A 19,161-nucleotide genomic window follows, 5' to 3' on the forward strand; every position below is an offset into this window, starting at 1 on the left:
CGTCACCGAATTGAACTCACGGTTCAAAATCGTCGTGTACGCACTATCAGACAACTTGTTCGCCGCCACCGCCGTACCGAAATACCGCCCCTTCTCCGCGGCCGACGCGCCCAGCGTCGTACCGGCGCTCGCCGTGCCCGGCAGGAACGCGGCGCTGGTTGCGGCGAGCAGAGCGGCGGCGGCGAGGACGACCGCCGTACGGGCTCGGGGGCCGAAGCGTGGGCGGGTGTCCTCTTGGCACCGTTCGATCATGTCTTTTCCTTCCGTGAACCCGGGGCAGCGCAGGTGACACGCACCGCCCCTGCGGTGGTGGGGTGCCGGGTCACGACCACGCGCGGGAGTGCGCCCGGGAAGTGGCACACACCGCTGGTCATCGACCTCGGTGGATGTGAAGTATGTCAGCGCCACTGATCGACAGGCAAGAATTTCCGGAAGGATTGCGAGAATTGATTCGGCCCGGGTACCGGAGCAGGACGTAGCTGCCCAGGCCGGGTGCCATCGGAAGGCGACGGCGGTGCCCTGTTACATCGGCCGGGTGGATTCACCAGCCGCAGGGCACCGCAAGTTCCGGAAGTTCTCTCGCAACGCTACCGGAGGTCGCGGCACACCGACCAGACCGCAGACGAGCTGGGGTCAGCGCTGCGCGGCAGCGTAGAGCCGGCTCACGGTCTCGGCCACGCAGACGGGCTTGCCGCCGCTGTCGCTCTCCACCACGACCGTCACGACCAGCTGCACGCCGCCGCTCACCGGCGACACGTCGGCGATGGTGGCGGTGGCGCGTACGGCGGCGCCGACCCGCAGCGGCGCGGGGAAACGCACCCGGTTCAGCCCGTAGTTGACACCCATCGCCACCCCCTCGACCCGGTAGAGCCCACCGGCCAGCGCCGGCAACAGCGACAGGGTGAGATACCCGTGCGCGATCGGCTGGCCGAACGGCCCGGCCGCGGCTCGGACCGGGTCGACATGGATCCACTGGTGGTCGTCGGTGGCGTCGGCGAACAGGTCGACACGGCTCTGCTCGACACGCTGCCACGGACCGGGTCCGAGGCTCTCACCGGTCGCGGCGGCCAACTCCTCGAACGAGGTGAACACTCTCATGCCAGGTCTCCCTACAGCTACTAGAAGGCGTTGACGCCGGTGAGCGCGCGTCCGATGAGGAGTTGCTGGATCTGACTGGTGCCCTCGTAGAGGGTGGCGACCCGGGCGTCGCGCAGGTACTTGCCGACCGGGTACTCGTCGATGTAGCCGTACCCACCGAACACCTGGACCGCGTTGTTGGCCGCGCGGACGGCGGCCTCGCTGGCGAAGAGCTTGGCCACCGACGCCTCGGTGGCGAACGGCTGGTCGCGGTCGATCAGGTCGGCCACCTGCCAGACCAGCAGCCGGGCCGCGGCGGTGTCCACAGCGATGGCGGCGAGCAGTTGCTGAACGAGCTGGTGCCCGGCGATCGGCCCGCCGAACTGGGTCCGCTGCCCGGCGTAACCGACCGCCGCGTCGAGGCAGCCCTGGGCGATGCCGACACACCCGGCGGCCACCGACATCCGCCCCTTGGCGAGGGTGGCCAGGGCCAGCCGGAATCCACCGCCCTCGGCACCGAGCAGCGCCGTGTCGGGCACGCGCACCTCGTCGAAGCCCAGCTCGCCGGTGGCCTGGCCGCGCAGGCCGAGCTTGCCGTGGATCTCCCGTCGGGTCAGCCCCGGACTGCGGGTGGGCACCAGGAACGCGCTGATCCCCCGGTGCCCGGGGCCGCCGGTGCGGGCGAAGACCAGCGCCACGTCGGCGGTGGTGCCGTTGGTGATGAACGTCTTCGTGCCGGAGATCAGCCAGTCGGTGCCGTCGCGGACCGCACGGGTACGCAGTGCGGCCGCGTCCGAGCCGCTGTCCGGCTCGGTCAGCGCGAAGCAGCCGAGCGCGGTGCCGGCGCAGAGCTTCGGCAGCCACTCGGCCCGCTGTTCCGCGCTGCCGTTGGCGGCGATCGACTTCGCGACCAGGCCGAGGGAGACCGAGACGATGCCGCGCACCGCCGAGTCGCCCCGGCCCAGCTCTTCCAGCACCAGGCAGTACGCGAGGTGGTCGCCGCCGGACCCGCCGTCGGTCTCGGCGATGGTCAGCCCCAGGAAGCCCAGGTCACCGAGCATGCCGACGATGGCGGGGTCGACCGATTCGCGGCGATCCCAGGCGGCCGCGTGCGGCAGCAGCTCGCGGTCGGCGAACTCGGCGGCCAGCTGGCGGACCGCCGCCTGCTCGGCGGAGAGGGTGAGGTCCATGACGATCAAACTAGCGGTGATAGTTTAACGCGTCCAGACCGGAGGGTCACCGGTCCGAGGCCAGACCGACGTGCCGTTCGGCGGTGAACGCGCGGGCCAGTTCGGTACGCGAACGGATGCCCAGCCGGTGGAACACGTTGCGCAGGTGGTGATCGACAGTACGGGTGGAGAGGAACAGCCGGGCGGCGATCTCCCGGTTGGTGGCGCCCTCGGCGACCAGCTCGGCGATCCGCAGTTGCTGGCCGGTCAGCAATCGTGCCGCGGGCAGGTCCGGCGGGCCGATCGACTCCCCCGCCGCCCGCAGCTCCGTGGTGGCCTGCTCGGCCCAGCACTCCACGCCGAGCAGGCTGAACATCTCGCGGGCCTGGTGCAGGTGCGTCCGCGCGTCGCGGGGGCGTCGGTTGCGGCGCAACTCCTGACCGAAGAGCAGTTCGGTGCGGGCCCGCTCGAACGTGCCGGCCTCTGTCGGGTGCAGCCGCAACGCCGCCTCGAAGTGTCGTTCCGCCTCAGCGCCACCCCGCGGAGCGAGCAGCGCGTGGCACCGCGCGGACAGGGCCCGGCGCAGCGGGCTCGCGGTGCTGCTGGCCCACCTGTCGAAGGCGGCGAGCGCGGCCGTCGCCGCCGGCCGGTGCGCCAGGTGCGCCGCCGCCTCCACCAGGTACGGGGTGGCCATCACCTGCACGAGGACCTGACCTCGACCGGTGCCGAGCCGGGCCAGCGACGCCAGCCGGTCCGCCGCCTCGGCGTGCCGGCCGTCGACCAGGTCGAGCACCGCCAGGGCCCACGCGGCGAGCGCGTGCGGACGGCTGCCCGGCGTCGGTGACTCGCCGATCTCCCGAATCCGCCGCAGGCTGGTGGCCCGGTCGGCCCGGATCGCGGCCAGCACGGCCAGCATGCCCAGATGGACGTTGGCGCAGTTGACCTGGCCGGTGGCCCGGGCGACGCGCAGCCCGTCGCGGGAGGTCTCCGCCGCCGCCTCGTGTCGACCCAGCCAGTATTCGGCGACCGCCCGCAGCTCCAACGCCCGCGACAGCATCGACAGCTCGCCCCGTTCCCGGGCCAGCTCGACAGCGCGCCCGGCGAGCCGGTGGGCCGCGCCGTCCACCGCCACCAGCAGCCCGGCCGCCGCGGCGCAGCTGAGCGCGGTGGGGGTCAGCGCCCAACCGGTCAGCCGGCCGCCCAGCACCACGGCGCGGCGCAGCGCGGGTCCGGCCCGCTCGTGGTCGCCCCGCAGGGTCGCCGCCACCCCGGCGACCAGACAGCCCATCACCTCCAGGGCCGGCGGGTCGTCCGGGCGCCGCAACGCCAGCGCACGGCGGCCGACCTCGGCGTAGCGGTACTGGTCGCCGGAGAAGCAGACCGCCTCACCGGCCCGCACCAGCCCGGTCAGGGCCAGGGCACGGTCGGTGCCGTCCACGGCCGCCGCGGCGGCCAGCAGCGTGACCGACGCGCCCGACGCGGTGCCGCAGCGCAGCTCCAGCTCACCGCGGAGCAGGTCGGCACGCGCGCGGACGACCGGATCGGGGCAGACCGCGCGGAGGCGGTCGAGCAGCAGCCGGGCCGCGTCGGGTTGCCCACCGGCCCAGGCGTAGCGGGCGGCGGTCAACAGCCGGGCGGCGGTCAACTGGGGTTGATCGCTCAACTCGGCGGCCCACCGCAGGGCCACCGACGCGGTGGCCCAGCCATCGGATCCGCCGACCGCGGCCTGTTCCAACTCGGCGGCGAGGGCCGGATCGGCGCCCGCCGTCGCGGCGGCGAGGTGCATCGCCCGGCGCAGCCGCTGCCCCTGCGCGACCAGCACCTCGGCGAGCAGTCGGTGCGCCGCGCGGCGCTCCGCGAGCGGTGCGCTGGCCGCGATCATCATGCGCACCAGCGGCTGCGGAAAGGTGACACCACGTTGCTCGACGCGGACCAGGCCGGCGACCTCCGCCGGGGCGAGCGCCTCGACCTCGGCGCCGGCGGCTGCGGCGGCCCGGATCAGGGTGCCCGGTGCGCCGTCCTCGTCGAGCGCGGCGAGCAGCAGCACCCGTCGGGTCTCCGGTGGCAGCCGGTCCAGCCGGGCCCGGTACGCCCGACCGAGCGCCCCGTCCGCCGGTGGCGCGGCGGGCAGCGGCTCCTCCCCCCGCCACTGCCCCGCGCTGAGCCCCTCGGCGAGGTCCACCAGGGCCTGCGGGTTGCCGCCGCCGGTCGTGGCCAACGCGGCCAGCGCCGACGCGGCCGGCCGTTCGGGGAGCCGGTCGACGCCCGCGCGCTCGGCGAGCCGACGAAGCCGGTCGGTGAGGACGGCGCTGCTCTCGTGCTCGGTCAGCGCCCGCAGCCGGTGCGCCGGTATCCCGTCGAGGTTGGCGGTGACGTCAGCGGTGAGCAGGACGGCCAGCGGCAGGTGCCGCAGTCGGCGGGCGACGAACGCGAGCACCTGCGCGGTCTGCGGGTCACCCCGGTCGACGTCGTCCATGGTGGCGAGCAACGGCCGCGTGTGGGCGGCGGCGGCGAGCAGCCCGAGCACCGCCATCGACAGCGTCAGTTGCCGGTCGGCCGGGCAGCTCTCCCCGGCCAGCGCGCGCCGCAGCAGTTGGCGCTGCTCGTCGGGCAGCTCGGCGGCATGGTGCAGCACCGGGTCGACCAACCGTTGCAGGCCGGCGTACGGCAGGGTGGCCTCCTCGGCGAGCCCACTGCCGACGAGCACGGTGCGGTCCTCGGCGTGCCGGTGGGCGTAGCCGATCAGCGCGGTCCGGCCCGATCCCGGCTCTCCGCGTAACAGCAGGGCACCGCCGGCGTTGGTCATGCCGTCGAGCAGGCTCCGGACAGCCCGGCACTCGTCGTCCCGGCCACGCAGCACGGTTAGTTGCACTCTTGATGCAGTAACCATGCCTGCCAGTGTTACCCATCGGAAACCGAATGGAAAGAGGGGGCGATATCGGGCCGGGCCGGAATCAGTCGGGCGTGACCTCGGCCAGCAGCGCGCCCACGGTCCGGGACATCACCGCGCGGGCCTGGTCCACGCCCAGACCGAGCCCGTAGCGCAGCATCGACCAGGCCTGCCAGGTGCTCGCCGCCACCAGGGCGTGCACCAACTGTTCCCGCCCCGGCCCGGCCTCGGCCAGCTCGACGGCGAACAGCTCCTCGACCTCGTCGCGGACCCGCTCGATGTGCTTGAGTTTGTTGCGGTGCAGCTGCTCGGAGACGGGCTCACGCATCTGGGCGGCCCGCGCCGACGGCGCGATGAGCTGGAGCAGCCGAGCCCGCTGGCGGCAGTACGCGTCGACCCGCTTCGCCAGCGGCAGCCCGGGTGAGATCGGCCGGTGTGCGGCGTCCTGCTGACGGAGCACCTCCGCGCCGCTGGCCTCGAAGAGCGTCTCCATGTCCTTGAAGTTGGTCCAGAGGGTGCGCAGCGAGATCCCGGCCCGCTCGGCGATGCGCTCGCCGGTCGGGCGGAGGTCACCCTCGGAGATGAGCGCGAGGTGCGCCTCGACGATGGCCGCGCGGGTGCGTTCGGCGCGGGCGGTGCGCCCGTCGACCCGGCCCACCACATCGACCCCGTCCATCCGCCCCCGCCCCCTCACCGCCATGGCGTCCCCCGACGCACCGCCGAGTCTAGACAGGGGCTGATCAGCGTTCCCGGACGCGCCACCGACGCCGTCATCCGGCCCGGCCGGTCAGCGAGACGCCGCCGTCGCACCGACCCACCCGCGCGCCCTCGGCGACGAGGCACTGGGCGAGGGCCAGACCGGTCCCCCGACCGGCGCCGGTGACGATGGCGACCCGGTCCGCGAGGCGATCCGAATATGCATTCACGGTGCAGATAGTAGGAGCGTCAATCGGCATCGGTCAACGCCTCGGACGGTCGCGCCGGCAGACCGCGTCAGCAACACGCGCGCAGCCGTCCGACCGGGCGTGGTCACGCGAACCAGCCCGGTCGGACGTCCGGACACCCCGGCTCAGGAGCCGGTCGGCACCCCGTTCGCCGGCGGCACCGCCGCAGGGGCGGTGTACTCGTTGACCGCCCCGTCGGCCTCGTCCGTCTCGTACGCCGGCCCGAAGTAGGTCTGCACTCCCCCGCTCACCCGGCTCAACCGCTGGCCGCCGTACCCGGAGTGGTCCTTCTCGGAGAAGCGCAGCGGCACCAGCCCGGGGCCCTGGAAGCCACCCTTCTGCACGGCGTCCAGCACCTTCTCCCGGGTGAGGTCCTTGCCGGCGGCGAGCAGCACCTGCACGAAGAGGTACCCGACCGACATGCCGTAGACGGTGTTGCCGTCGAACGGCGCGTCCCCGTTGTGCTCCTTGTTGATCTTCGTGAAGAGCTGGATCCACGGGTTCGCGGTGTCGTTCTGCATCGGCAGGTAGTTGGTGCCGACCATGCCCTCCAGCAGCGGCGCGGCGGCGCCGAGCTGCTTGGCCAGGGTCGGGTGGTCGGCGCCGACGTTGGAGACCAGCCACTGCGGCTTGAAGCCCAGCCGTGCGGCGGTGCCGATGGAGAGCGCGGTGAAGCCGGGCACCGTGGCGAGCACGACGACCTGGCAACCGGCCGCCTTGAACGCGCCGATCTGCGGCGCCACGTTGGTGTTGCTGGTGACGTACGTCTGCTTGACCGCCACGGCCGACGCACCGAGCACCTTCTCCACGCCGACCAGGCTGTCCCGGCCGAAGTCGTCGTCCTGCCCGAGGAAGCAGACCTTCTGACCAGCCAGGTTCGTCTTCGCGTAGGTGGCGAGGATCTTGCCCTCGACCGTGTAGTCCGGGTTGAACCCGAACGTGCCCGGATACTTGTCGGGCTGGTCCCAGCTGCGGCTGCCCGAGGCGACGAAGAGATCCGGCACGCGGTTGCTCTTGAGGAAGTCGAGCACCCCGGTGTGCGTCGGCGTGCCGAGGCCGTTGAGGACGGCGAAGACCTTGTCCTGCAGGACGAGCTGACGGACCACCTGCTGGGTGTTCGCCGGGTTGTAGCCGTCGTCCATGATCTTGTAGGTGATCTTGCGGCCGTGCACGCCACCGTTGGCGTTGACGTAGTCGAAGTACGCCTTCGTCGCCGGGGCGATCTTCGAGTAGCCGGCCGAGGCCGGCCCGGTCAGCGGCATGTGGGTGCCGACGGTGATCTCGGTGTCGGTGACGCCCGGCACCGGCGCCCCGCCTGAGCCGGGGCCGTCGTCACCGCCGCAGCCGGCCACGGCGATGAGCAGGGCAAGGGTGCTGGCGATCGCGAGGCCGCGATGCGCTTTACGGTGCATGGGAAACACCGACCTTTCTCGGTCCGGTTGTCTGGGGAACGGTGTGGTGGTGGGGCGCCCGGCCGAGGCCGGACCGAGGACAGCTCAGGAATGCCGGGTCGGCCGCCTGGCCAGCAGAGCCCGGCCGAGACGCGACAGCAGACCCTGCACACCGCCCGGGGCGGCGATCATGACGACGATCAGGGTGAGTCCGAAGATCGCCAGCGGGAGGTTGCCCTCCAGCCGCTGCGCCACCGCGGGCGAGAGCGTCAGCAGCTCGGTCAGCGAGTGGGTGAGATCGGGCAGGGCGACCAGCAGGACCGCCCCCCACAGCGCGCCGCTCAGTCGACCCAGGCCACCGATCACCACCGCCATCAGCAGGAACAGCGACAGGGTCAGCGAGAACGCCCCGGGTGAGACGCTCTGCGCGAGCACCGCCAGCAGCGCGCCGCCGAGCCCGGCGGTGGCGGCGCTGACCACGAACGCGAGGACCTGGGTGCGGGCCACGTGGATACCGGCGAGGCGGGCCGCCACCTCGTCGTCGCGGACCGCCCGGAAGGTCCGCCCGTACCGGCTGCGGATCAGGTTCGCCAGCAGCAGCAACGCCAGCAGGGTGGCCGCGCCGGTGACCCAGAGCTGCCACCGCTCGTACGGGAAGTACGCGCCGAGCGACAACGGCGGCGGCTCCACCGGCACCGACAACCCCTGCTCGCCGTTGAACACGCCGTCGAAGGTGACGGCCAGCGCCGGCACCACCACGGCCACGGCGAGAGTGACCCCGGCCAGGTAGGGGCCGCGCAGCCGGGCCGCGGCCACCCCGACCACCGCGCCGACCGCCACCGTGCTGACGACCGCCGCCGCCAGCGAGAGCGGCAACAGCCAGCCGCCGGTCATCCCCCGGTCGGCGAACGCGGTCTGGCACAGCGCCACGGTGTACGCACCGGTGGCCATCAACGCGCCGTGCCCGAGCGACAGTTGACCGTTGAGCCCGGTGAGGACGGTCAGCCCGGCGGTCGCGCAGAAGTAAGCGGCCACCGTGGCGAGCTGGAAGTTGCGGAACGGCTCCACGGAGTAGCTGACCGCCACCAGCAGCAACCCGGCGGCGAGCACGACCGCCAGGTGACGCAGCAGGGTCGAGCCGCGCCGACGGTCGGCCGGTCGGCCCGCCCCGACGAGCTGCTGTTTCGGCGGCACCGCCGCCCTGGTGGCGCTCACACCCGCCTCGCCGCGACCGGGGCGAACAGCCCACCGGGCCGGACCAACAGCACCGCCAGCAGCAGGACCAGCACCGCGAGCGGCGTCAGGTCGCTGCCGGCGTAGCCACTCACGTAGGAGAGCAGCAACCCCACCACCAGGCCGCCGACCACCGCCCCCGGTGGACTGTCCAGCCCGCCGACCACCGCCGCGGTGAACGCCGAGACGAACCCCAGGTCCATCGCGTGCGGGTGCAGGCCCAACTCGGTCGGAAGAACCAGCATGGCGGCCAGCGCGCCCACCCCGGAGGCGAGCGCCCAGCCGAGAGTCAGCATCCCACCCACGTTGACCCCGAGCAGCCGGGACACCTCGGGGGCGAAGGCCGCCGCGCGCATCCGCAACCCCACCGGGGTACGGGCGAACAGCCAGGCCAGGCCACTGACCACCACGCCGATCGTGGCGAAGACGAACAGGTCGTACGGGGACAGCACGGCCACCCCGCCCACGGTGAGGGCGGACCGGCTGAACGGGGCCTGCGCGGGGCGGAACTCGCTGCCGTACACCATGCCCAGCACGGCCTGGATCAGCAGCACCAGCCCGAGCGCGACGATCACCGGGTTCAGCGGTGAGGCGTGATCGACGTGCCGCATCACCACCCGGTCCACCAGCGCGCCGAGCAACAGGCCGGCGACGATCGCGACCACGAAGCCCAGCCAGTACGAGCCGGTCGCGGTGCTGACGGAGTAGGCGACGTACGCGGCGGCGACGGCCATCGCCCCCTGGGCGAAGTTGACGACCCGCGCCGCCCGCCAGATGAGCACCAGGGCCAACGCGAACGCGGCGTACACCGCGCCCCGGGACAGGCCGTCGACGGTGAGGAAGACGAAGCGGTCCAACAGTCCTCCCTCCGGGGGACGAGGTGGTGGTCAGAAACCGAGGTACGCGTGGCGCAGGTCGACGTCGTCGCGCAGTTGCGCCGCCGGGGCGGCGATCACCACCCGACCGAGGGACATCACGACGCCCTGGTCGGCGACGGCGAGCGCGCTGCGCACGTTCTGCTCGACGAGCAGGACGGTCAGGCCGGTGCGGTCGCGCAGTTGGCGGAGCAGGGCCATGGTCCGCGCGACCACCCGTGGCGCCAGGCCGAGGGACGGCTCGTCCAGCAGCAGCAGACGGGGTCGGCCGACCAGGGCCCGACCGAGCGCGAGCATCTGCCGCTCACCCCCGGAGAGCTGGTGACCCAGGTGCCGACGGCGTCGGGCCAGTGGCTCGAAGAGCTGGTAGACCTCGTCGAGAGCCCGTCCCGCGTCGGCCCGGTCACGCCGCCACAACCCGCCGAGCCGCAGGTTCTCGTCAACGGTCAGCTCGCTGATCACGCCCCGGCCCTCCGGGACGTGCGCCATCCCGCGTCGAACGAGCTGCTCCACCGGCGTACCCCGAAGGTCCTCCCCGCCCAGCAGAACCTGGCCGGCGGTCGGGCGGATCATGCCGGAGAGCGCGCGCAGCAGGGTGGTCTTGCCGGCGCCGTTGGCGCCGACCACAGCGGCGATCGTGCCGGCCGGGACGGTGAGGTCGATGGCCCGCAGCACGGGCGCGGCGCCGTAACCGGCGGCCAGCCCCCGCACGACGAGCAGGTCGGTCCCGGTCACCGTGCCGCCTTTCGTTCGCGACTGCGGGGCTCGCAAACCCGGCTCACTCCTCGCGCTCACACCGTGCCGCCTTTCGTTCGCGACTGCGGGGCTCGCAAACCCGGCTCACTCCTCGCGCTCACGGGGAGACCTCTTCCTCGACGGTGGCACCGAGGTACGCGTCGGTGACCGCGGGGTCGTCGCGGACCTCGTCCGGGGTGCCGGCGGCGATGACCCGGCCGAAGTCGAGCACCACGATCTCGTCGCACACGGCCATCACCAGATCCATGTGGTGCTCGACCAGGAGCACCGCACAGGGATCGGTGTCCCGCCGGGGCAGTTGCCGCACCAGCTCCGCCAGCTCGGCGATGTCGTCGGCGCCGAGGCCACCGGCCGGCTCGTCGAGCAGCAGCAGCCGGGGCCGGGCGGCGAGCGCGCGGGCCAGGGCCACCCGCTGACGTACCGCGAAGGGCAGGGTGCCCGGCGCGGCCTCGGCGTGCCCGGCGATGCCCAGCTCGTCGAGGATGGCCAGGGCGTCGCCGCGCAGCCGGCGCTCGTCGCGGTCGCTGGCCGGCAGCCCGAGCAGCGCCGGGACGAAGCCGGCACGGGCGGTGTGCGACGCGCCGGTCATCACGTTCTCCACCACGCTGAGCCCGGCGAAGAGCCCGGTGCCCTGCAGGGTCCGGGCGATGCCGAGCCGGGTCAGCCGGTGCGGTCGGGGCCGCAGCGGCCGGCCGTCGAGGGTGAGCGAGCCCGTCTCCGGCGCGACGAAACCACAGATCACGTTGAAAAGCGTGGTCTTGCCGGCGCCGTTGGGCCCGATCACGCCCACCACCCGGTTGGGTGGCACCCGCAGGGACACGTCGTCGAGGGCGGTGAGGCCGCCGAAACGGACGCCGATGTGGTGCAGTTCGAGGCCGCGCTCCATCACCCATCCCTCTGTCGTGGCGGGTGTTTATTTACACTCGCAGTGTACGTTTCTCGGGTATGGCGTCAAGACCTTCAATGCTCCCCCGAACAGGCGGACGGGGCGGCCGCCAACGGCGACCGCCCCGGTGACCGCCGTCAGGCGCTCGGACAGGTGTTGCGGTACTCCTGGATGGCCGAACCGCTCGGGCCGGGGCAGAGGAACTGCTCGTAGCGGGTGTCGTCGTCGACGAACCGCTTCAACCAGGCCACCATCTGCCGGGCGGTCGGCGTGTTGGTGGTCTGCGGGAAGAAGTGGCTCGCCCCGTTCAGCTCCAGGTACGCCTTCTCCGCCGAGGCCGGGATGCTGTTGTAGAAGGGCACCGAGTGCGTCGCCACCGGCGCGACGCTGTCGCTCTCCCCACCGATGATCAGGGTCGGCACCCGCAGCTCGGACCAGCTCTTGTCCAGGTTCCACGGCGCCAGTGGCACCGCTGCCTGCAACGAGGGCCGCGACGAGGCGGCCTCCAGGCTGCCCCCGCCACCCATGGAGTGGCCGGCCACAGCGAGTCGGCTGCTGTCGATCCGGGTCCGCACCGAGCTGCGTTCGGTGAGGTAGTCCAGCGCGGCGAGCAGCTGCCGGCCCCGGCTGTCCGGCTGGTCCAGCCGGGTGTTGGTCTCGATGCCGATCACCACGAAGCCGTGCGAGGCGATGCGCGGTCCGAGCCAGCTGATGCTCGACCAGCTGGCGGTGTAGCCGGGCGAGATGGCGATGGCGCCGAAGGTGCCCTCGCTGGTGCTGGTCGGGTAGTAGATGACGCCGCCGCCGAAGCCGGTGACGCTCAGCGAGGACACGCTCTGCGAGGCCGTGGCGAACGGGCCGCGACTGGCCTCCAGGATCGCGGTGGTCGGGGCCGGGCCCCGCTCGTACGGGCTCGCGGCCTGGGCGGCACCGGCCGAGCCGGCCACGACGCCGCCGGCGGCCAGGACGGCGGCCAGTGCGAACCGGGCTACGACGGAACGGGGACGGGTGGTGGTTGGTGAGGACACGTCGGGCACTCCCTAGAGTCGAGGGATATCGACGTGTGTCAGTTTCAGCCGCTCCGGCGGTCCCGGCATCGGCGAAATCACCAGTCCCCGCGAAGGATGCCGCGCCCAGATGTGTTTCGACCCTCTGACCAGGGGTAGCAGGGCAGGCGCCTGCCCGTACACGCGCCATGGAGAGGGTTCGTTCAGTGGATTCCAGCAAGCCCGCCGAGGCGGTCAAGAACGCCGTGAAGACCGCCTCAGGAAAGATCGCCGACGCCCTCACCCCGGACGTCCCCGGTGCGCCGGGGAGCGCGCCACCGCCCGTCGAGGAGCCGACGACGCCGCACGAACCGCTGCCGCCGAAGCCGGAGCAGGGGGCACCGCAGACGCGCACCCCGACCGGAGCGGAAACCGGCGCGCCGACGACCGCGAACGGTCAGCAGGGGGCCTACCTCACGACCGCGAACGGTGCGCGGCTGCGCGACACCGACCACTCGCTCAAGGCCGGCCCGCGCGGCCCGGTGCTCCTGCAGGACCACCACCTCCGCGAGAAGATCACGCACTTCGACCACGAACGCATCCCGGAGCGGGTGGTGCACGCCCGGGGCGCCGGCGCGCACGGCGTGTTCACCGCGTACGGCACCGCCGAGGCGGTCACCCGGGCCGGGTTCCTGAAGAAGGGGCGGGAGACCGAGGTCTTCGTCCGCTTCTCCACGGTCCTCGGTTCGCGGGGCTCGGCCGACACCGTCCGCGACACCCGTGGCTTCGCGACGAAGTTCTACACCGACGAGGGCACCTTCGACCTGGTCGGCAACAACATGCCGGTGTTCTTCATCCAGGACGCCATCAAGTTCCCGGACATCATCCACGCCGGCAAGCCGCACCCGGACCGGGAGATCCCGCAGGCGCAGAGCGCCCACGACACCTTCTGGGACTTCGTGTCGCTGCACACCGAGGCGCAGCACCACACCATCTGGAACATGTCCGACCGGGGCATCCCGCGTTCGTACCGGACGATGGAGGGCTTCGGTGTGCACACCTTCCGGCTGGTCAACGAGGCCGGTGAGACGGTGCTGGCGAAGTTCCACTGGAAGCCGAAGCTGGGTGTGCACTCGCTGACCTGGGAGGAGGCGCAGCTGCTCGGCGGCATGGATCCGGACTTCCACCGCCGCGACCTGTACGACGCCATCGAGGCCGGCGCGTACCCCGAGTGGGAGCTGGGCATCCAGGTCTTCCCGGACACTCCCGAGGAGACCTTCGCCGGCATCGACCTGCTGGACCCGACGAAGATCGTGCCGGAGGAGCTGGCCGAGGTGCAGCCGATCGGCCGGCTGGTGCTCAACCGGACGCCGACGAACTTCTTCGCCGAGACCGAGCAGGTCGCCTTCCACCTGGGCCACCTGCCGCCGGGCATCGACGTCACCAACGACCCGCTGCTGCAGGGCCGGCTCTTCTCGTACCTCGACACGCAGCTCACCCGGCTGGGCGGGCCCAACTTCGCGCAGATCCCCATCAACCGCCCGCACGCCGCAGTGAACGACATGCTGCGCGACGGCTTCCACCAGCACGCCGTGCACGCGGGCGTCGCGCCGTACCGGCCGAACTCGCTCGACGGCGGCAACCCGTTCCCCGCCGGGGACGCCGAGCACGCCTTCGTCGACGTGCCGGTCACGGTGGCGGAAGCGCCGAAGGTACGCGCCAACCCCGCCTCGTTCGACGACCACTACAGCCAGGTCCGCCTGTTCTGGCTGAGCATGTCGCCGGTCGAGAAGGAGCACATCATCCGGGCGTACACCTTCGAGCTGGGCAAGTGCTACCACCAGGCGATCAAGGAGCGTCAGCTGCAGAGCCTGGCCAACATCGACCCGGTGCTGTGTGAGCAGGTCGCCACCGGCCTGGGTCTGCCCGCGCCGCAGCCGAGCGTGCCGCTGGCCGACGTCGCGCCCAGCCCGGCGCTGTCGCAGGTCGGCCGGGAGTGGCCCGGCGACGGCCGTACCGTCGGGATCGTCGTCGACCCCGCCGGTGACCTGGACGGTGTCGACGAGGTCCGCCGGGCCGTGTTCGACGCCGGCATGGTGCCGCTGCTGATCGCCCCGCACGGCGGCATGGTGGGTGACCTGCCGGTGCAGCGCACCTTCGCCACCGGCCGGTCGGTCGAGTTCGACGCGGTCCTGCTGGCCGGAGCGCCGGCACCCGCGCCGGACGCCCTGCCCGCCCGCGACGCCAAGGCGGGCCGGCCGGAACCGACCACTGTCGACCCACGGGTGCTGCTGCTGGTCGAGGAGTGCTGGCGGCACGCGAAGGCGATCGGCGCCTGGGGCGCCGGCGTCACGGTGCTGGAGCAGGCCGGCGTCGCCGGCACGCCGGGTGTCGTCGCGGCGGGCTCGGGCACCGAGGCACTGACCGCGGTGCAGCAGTTGATGGCCGCGCACCGGGTGTGGGAACGATTCCCTGTCTCGGTCGCCTGACCTGACCTGACCGACCGACGAGGGCCGTCCTCCGCTCCACCGGGAGGACGGCCCTCGTCGGTGTCCTGACGCTGTCGCCGGATCCACCGCGGCTGTCTCGTGTCGACACCGCCAGTCGCGGCCCCCGTCAGCCGATGTCGGCCAACCGGGGCAGCACCTCGTCGCCGAGCCGCTGGGCGAACTCGACCGGGTGCCGATCCGGCGTCACCTGCACCTCGCTCACGCCGAGCGCCGCGTACGCGGACACCTCGGCGAGGAACGCGTCGGTGTCGTCCAGCGGCGCCTGGGCGGCGACCACCGTCTTCTCGATGGTGTCGTAGTCGCGGCCCTCGGCGGCGCAGTGCCCGCGCAGCACATCCAGCTTGCGCGCGACGTCGTCGATGCCCGCGCGGCCGAACAGGTTGCAGGCGTCGGCGTACCGGGCCACCAGCAGCAGGGTCTTCTTCTCGCCCCCGCCACCGATCATGATGGGCGGGTGCGGGCGGCTCAACGGCTGCGGCGAGTTGATGGTCTCGGCGAGCTGGTAGTGCTTGCCGTTGAACGGGCCGTCGTCGGCGCTCCACATCTGCAGGCAGATGCGCAGCGTCTCCTCCAACCGCTCGAACCGTTCGGCCACCGGTACCACCGGCACACCCAGCCCGAGCTGCTCCCGCTCGTACCAGGAGGCGCCGATGCCGAGGCGGGCCCGGCCGCCGGAGAGCACGTCGAGGGTCGTCACGGTCTTGGCCAGCAATCCCGGGTACCGGTACATCACACCGGTGACCAGCACGCCCAGCGTCATCCGCTGGGTCTTCGCCGCGACGTAGGCCAGCGTGGTGTACGCCTCCAGCATCGGTTCGTCGGCCGCGAACACCGCGTCCATCTGGAAGAAGTGGTCCATCACCGTGAACGACGCGACGCCGGCCTGCTCGGCGCTGGCGGCGGCCTGGGCCAGTGTCGGTGCGATGGCGGCCGGGTCGGCCGGGGTCGAGTAGTTCCAGTAGTGCAGCCCGAGCTTCATGTTCGGCACCTCCGCAACGAGCCTAGTGCCGCCCGGCCCGCGCCGGGGCGGCTCCGCGTCGCCGACGAGTCGGGTGCGGCCACGTCCATTACCGGATCATGACAATTCGGGGATCACGCGCGGATATCCGGCTGGCAGCTTTCGGTGGGTGATCCAACAGACCACCGAGTCCCGGCCCACCGAGCGGGAGCCCGACGCGACGCGTGTCCGGTTCCGCCACCGCCAGCGGACCGGACCCACCCCTGCCACCGTGTCCGCGCCCGCCGCCGGATCACCGCGGGCGCAGTGGGCCGATGCCGCGAAGGGCGTCTGCATCGTCCTCGTCGTGCTGTGGCACGTGGTGGTGAAGGACTACCTCCAGATCGACTGGCGCATCGGCGTACCGGTGCCGGGCTTCTGGGGAACGCTCGGTGAGCAGTTCCTCCCGCTGCGGATGCCGCTGTTCTTCACCATCTCGGGCGTCTTCGCGGCGAACGCCGCCCAGCGGCCCTGGCGGCTGGTCGCCCGCGGCCGGATCGCCGGGTTCCTCTACCTGTACGCCGTCTGGCTGCTGATCCACACGGCGGTGCTCGCCGCCGCGCCGCAACTGCCGACCGACCGGGCCACCTCGGCGCTCGGTCTGCTGGAGCAGCTCACCATCACGCCGTCCAACCTCTGGTACCTGTACGCCCTGGCGGTGTACTTCACGATCGCCAAGGCGACCCGACGGCTGCCCCGGACGCTGGTCCTGCTCCCCGCCGCCGCGCTGTCCGCCGTCGCCGCCGCCGGCCTGCTCGACACCCCGGGCAACCGTGCGGGTCTCTACCAGAACCTGGTCTTCTTCCTCGCCGGCCTGTCCCTGCGACAGCAGATCGAACGGTGGGCGGCCACCGCCAACCGCCGCCGGCTGGTACTGACCTCGGGGGCCTACGTCCTGGCGCTCGCCGCGATGGCGGTGACCGGCGCGCAGCAGTGGTTCGGTGTGTGGCCGGCCGTCTCCGTGCTGGCAGTGATCTTCGGCATAACCGCCGCCGCCCGGCTGACCTCCTGGTCGGTGCTCAGCGATCCACTGGCTAGGCTCGGCCGCATCACCCTGCCGATCTACGTCGTCCACATGCCGGTCCTGGCCCTGCTGCACCGGCTGTTGCTCGTACCGGTTTCCGGGTTGGGTGGGTCTGCTCAGGGCCTGATCGTGTTCGGTTATCCGATTCTGCTGACCGGGCTGGTGATCGGCCTGAGCCTGGCCGTGCACCGCGCGCTGCTCGCGGTCCGCGCGGGCTGGCTGTTCGCGCTCCCCGGCCGGCGGCGGGTGGAGGCGGCCCGATGAGCATGCTCGCCGAAGCCCTGGTCGACCTGGAGGCGATCTCCACCAACGTGCGGACGATCGCGTCGGTCACCGGCACCGGGCTGATGGCCGTGGTGAAGGCCAACGGGTTCGGCCACGGCGCGGTGCAGGTGGCCCGGGCCGCGCTCCGGGCCGGTGCCGCCTGGTTGGGGGTGACCTCGACGGCCGAGGCGCTGAGCCTGCGCGAGGCGGGTGTGACAGCGCCCACGTTGAGCTGGCTGCACCGCCCGGACGACGACTTCGGTATGTTGATCAAGGGTGGCGTCGACATCGGCGTGTCCACGACGACGCACCTGCACGCCGTCGCCGACGCGGCCCGTCTGCTCGGCGCGCCGGCGATGGTGCAGCTCAAGGCGGACACCGGGTTGTCCCGCAACGGGGCCGCCGGGGACGACTGGCCCGAGATGGTCGGTTGGGCCCGCAAGTACGAACGGGAGGGCGGTATCCGGGTGCGCGGGGTGTGGTCCCACCTCGCCGACGCCGACCTGCCGGGCGCCCCCGCGCTCACCCGACAGGTGGCGATCTTCGAGGAGGCGCTGCGGATCGCACGGTCGGCGGGTCTGGACCCCGATCTCGTCCACCTGGCCAACTCGGCGGCCGCGTTCTGCGCACCAGAGACCCGCTTCGACCTCTGCCGGATCGGGATCGCCCTGTACGGCGTGGACCCGTTCGGCGCGAGTGGTCCCGGCGAGTACGGGCTGCGCGCCGCGATGACACTGCGGACGAGCGTGGTCAACGTCAAGCGGGTGCCGGCCGGTACGGGTGTCTCCTACGGGTTCGAACACGTGACCAGCGCACCGACCACGCTGGCGCTGCTGCCGCTCGGCTACGCCGACGGGCTGCCCCGGGTCGCGGGTGGGCGCGCCTCGGTGTGGCTCGGCGGTCGGCGGTGCCCGATCGTCGGACGCATCGCCATGGACCAGTGCGTGGTCGACGCCGGGGATCTTCCCGTGACGATCGGCGACCCGGTGGTGGTGTTCGGCCCCGCCGAGGGTGACCACCACCCTCCGACCGTCGTCGAGTGGGCCCGTTGGGCCGACACCAACCCACACGAGATCTTGACCGGCATCGGGGCTCGGGTGGCCCGCGACCACCTCGACGGAAGGGCACGGAATTCATGACAACGCGACTGGCGGTCCTCTACGGCGGGCAGAGCGGCGAGCACGAGGTGTCCTGCCGCTCGGCGGCGAGCATCCTCGCCCACCTGGACCGTGAGCGGTACCAGGTCACCGAGGTCCTCATCGACCGCGACGGCGGGTGGCACGTCGGCGGTCGACCGACGCCACTTCCCGCGGCGTTGCGTGTGCTGCGCGCCCAGGACGTGGTGTTCCCCGCCCTGCACGGCCCGTACGGCGAGGACGGCACCGTGTCGTCGCTGCTGGAATGGCTCGGCGTGCCCTACGTCGGCAACGGTGTGTTCGCCAGCGCCGCCGGCATGGACAAGGGCGTCACCAAGCGGCTCCTCGCGGCGGAGGGCCTGCGGGTCAGCCCGGGGGTGACAGTGCGTCCCGGCGAGGAACTGTCGCCCGATGACCAGCGCCGGCTGCAGCTGCCGGTCTTCGTGAAACCGGCCCGGGCGGGTTCGAGCCTGGGTGTGGTCAAGGTCGACGACTGGGCGGGGGTTCCCGCCGCGCTGGAGCAGGCCCGTCAGGTCGACCCGAAGGTGCTCATCGAGCAGGGCGCGCGCGGACGCGAGATCGACGTGGCCGTCCTCCAGCACCCGGACGGGCGGGTGCAGGCCGGCCCGCCGCTGGAGATCAGGGTGAGCGGCGCGGGTTTCTTCGACTACGACGCGAAGTACGACGGCGGGGCGACCTTCCAGATTCCCGCCCCACTCGACGCGGCGACCACCGAGGTGCTCCAGGACCGTGCGATCCGCGCCTTCCAGGCCCTCGACTGCCGCGGGCTGCTGCGGGTCGACTTCTTCCTGCCCGCCGAGGGGTCGCCCGAGCCCATCGTGAACGAGGTCAACACCTTCCCCGGCTTCACCGCCGCGTCACAGTTCCCGCAGATCTGGCAGCAGGCCGGTATCGGGTTCGCCACCCTGATCGACATCCTGATCTCCGGCGCGCTGGCCGATCAGGACCACCGCCACCACAGCGGCCTGCCCCGGCAGGCCCGAGCTGTCGACCTGGTGTGAG

At 72.4% G+C, this 19,161-nt stretch carries 16 protein-coding genes and 1 pseudogene; 4 read left to right on the forward strand and 13 right to left on the reverse strand.

Annotated elements, in window-relative coordinates; genetic code table 11:
- The 12 genes and pseudogenes from IF22_RS33415 to IF22_RS0127615 form a co-directional block, all read right to left on the reverse strand.
- Window positions 1-252: pseudogene (locus IF22_RS33415) on the reverse strand (endo-1,4-beta-xylanase); the annotation flags it as partial.
- Between the two features lie 381 nt (window positions 253-633).
- On the reverse strand, window positions 634-1,098 hold the full coding sequence (locus tag IF22_RS0127565; protein WP_030336986.1) for a MaoC family dehydratase: 465 nt from the start codon (window positions 1,096-1,098) through the stop codon (window positions 634-636).
- Window positions 1,099-1,118: 20 nt separating this feature from the next.
- Window positions 1,119-2,267 carry an acyl-CoA dehydrogenase family protein gene (locus tag IF22_RS0127570; RefSeq protein ID WP_030336988.1) on the reverse strand — a complete coding sequence of 383 codons (1,149 nt, stop codon included), beginning with the start codon at window positions 2,265-2,267 and terminating at the stop codon, window positions 1,119-1,121.
- A 46-nt stretch (window positions 2,268-2,313) separates the two neighbouring features.
- Entirely contained in the window at window positions 2,314-5,118 is a 2,805-nt protein-coding gene (locus tag IF22_RS0127575) for an AAA family ATPase (protein ID WP_245233749.1), read from the reverse strand.
- Window positions 5,119-5,200: 82 nt separating this feature from the next.
- Window positions 5,201-5,812 carry a TetR/AcrR family transcriptional regulator gene (locus tag IF22_RS0127580; RefSeq protein WP_030336992.1) on the reverse strand — a complete coding sequence of 204 codons (612 nt, stop codon included), beginning with the start codon at window positions 5,810-5,812 and terminating at the stop codon, window positions 5,201-5,203.
- Window positions 5,813-5,906: 94 nt separating this feature from the next.
- Entirely contained in the window at window positions 5,907-6,062 is a 156-nt protein-coding gene (locus IF22_RS35200; protein ID WP_209444613.1) for a hypothetical protein, read from the reverse strand.
- 143 nt (window positions 6,063-6,205) lie between these two features.
- A complete protein-coding gene (locus IF22_RS0127590; protein WP_030336994.1) occupies window positions 6,206-7,492 on the reverse strand; it encodes an ABC transporter substrate-binding protein in 1,287 nt (428 codons plus the stop codon).
- Window positions 7,493-7,576: 84 nt separating this feature from the next.
- The gene (locus IF22_RS0127595; protein ID WP_030336996.1) at window positions 7,577-8,686 is read right to left on the reverse strand and encodes a branched-chain amino acid ABC transporter permease; all 1,110 of its coding nucleotides are present in this window, start codon (window positions 8,684-8,686) and stop codon (window positions 7,577-7,579) included.
- Window positions 8,683-9,561, reverse strand: coding sequence for a branched-chain amino acid ABC transporter permease (locus IF22_RS0127600; RefSeq protein ID WP_030336998.1), 879 nt, complete (start codon window positions 9,559-9,561; stop codon window positions 8,683-8,685). Before IF22_RS0127600 ends, IF22_RS0127595 begins: the two co-directional genes overlap by 4 nt.
- Window positions 9,562-9,591: 30 nt before the next feature.
- Window positions 9,592-10,314 (reverse strand): ABC transporter ATP-binding protein, encoded by a 723-nt coding sequence (locus tag IF22_RS0127605; protein ID WP_030336999.1) that lies wholly within the window; start codon window positions 10,312-10,314, stop codon window positions 9,592-9,594.
- Between the two features lie 118 nt (window positions 10,315-10,432).
- Window positions 10,433-11,221, reverse strand: coding sequence for an ABC transporter ATP-binding protein (locus IF22_RS0127610; protein WP_030337000.1), 789 nt, complete (start codon window positions 11,219-11,221; stop codon window positions 10,433-10,435).
- A 137-nt stretch (window positions 11,222-11,358) separates the two neighbouring features.
- Window positions 11,359-12,249, reverse strand: a complete 891-nt coding sequence (locus tag IF22_RS0127615) for an alpha/beta hydrolase family protein (RefSeq protein ID WP_030337001.1) — start codon at window positions 12,247-12,249, stop codon at window positions 11,359-11,361.
- Between the two features lie 185 nt (window positions 12,250-12,434).
- Between IF22_RS0127615 and IF22_RS0127620 the strand changes: the two genes are divergently transcribed.
- Window positions 12,435-14,696, forward strand: coding sequence for a catalase (locus IF22_RS0127620; protein ID WP_030337003.1), 2,262 nt, complete (start codon window positions 12,435-12,437; stop codon window positions 14,694-14,696).
- A gap of 127 nt (window positions 14,697-14,823) precedes the next feature.
- Here IF22_RS0127620 and IF22_RS0127625 read toward each other — a convergent pair whose 3' ends face one another.
- Window positions 14,824-15,696, reverse strand: a complete 873-nt coding sequence (locus tag IF22_RS0127625) for an LLM class F420-dependent oxidoreductase (RefSeq protein ID WP_030337005.1) — start codon at window positions 15,694-15,696, stop codon at window positions 14,824-14,826.
- Window positions 15,697-15,844: 148 nt separating this feature from the next.
- On the opposite strand from IF22_RS0127625, the gene IF22_RS0127630 reads away from it, so the two are divergent.
- The 3 genes from IF22_RS0127630 to IF22_RS0127640 are packed head-to-tail and all read left to right on the forward strand — an operon-like array spanning window position 15,845 to window position 19,160.
- A complete protein-coding gene (locus tag IF22_RS0127630; RefSeq protein ID WP_030337007.1) occupies window positions 15,845-17,002 on the forward strand; it encodes an acyltransferase family protein in 1,158 nt (385 codons plus the stop codon).
- A complete protein-coding gene (gene alr, locus IF22_RS0127635; protein WP_030337009.1) occupies window positions 16,999-18,141 on the forward strand; it encodes an alanine racemase in 1,143 nt (380 codons plus the stop codon). The genes IF22_RS0127630 and alr overlap by 4 nt, the downstream gene beginning before the upstream one ends.
- On the forward strand, window positions 18,138-19,160 hold the full coding sequence (locus IF22_RS0127640; protein WP_030337011.1) for a D-alanine--D-alanine ligase family protein: 1,023 nt from the start codon (window positions 18,138-18,140) through the stop codon (window positions 19,158-19,160). Before alr ends, IF22_RS0127640 begins: the two co-directional genes overlap by 4 nt.
- Window position 19,161 lies beyond the last annotated feature (1 nt).

This window comes from Micromonospora parva (genome assembly GCF_000718515.1).
Taxonomy (GTDB): domain Bacteria; phylum Actinomycetota; class Actinomycetes; order Mycobacteriales; family Micromonosporaceae; genus Micromonospora; species Micromonospora parva.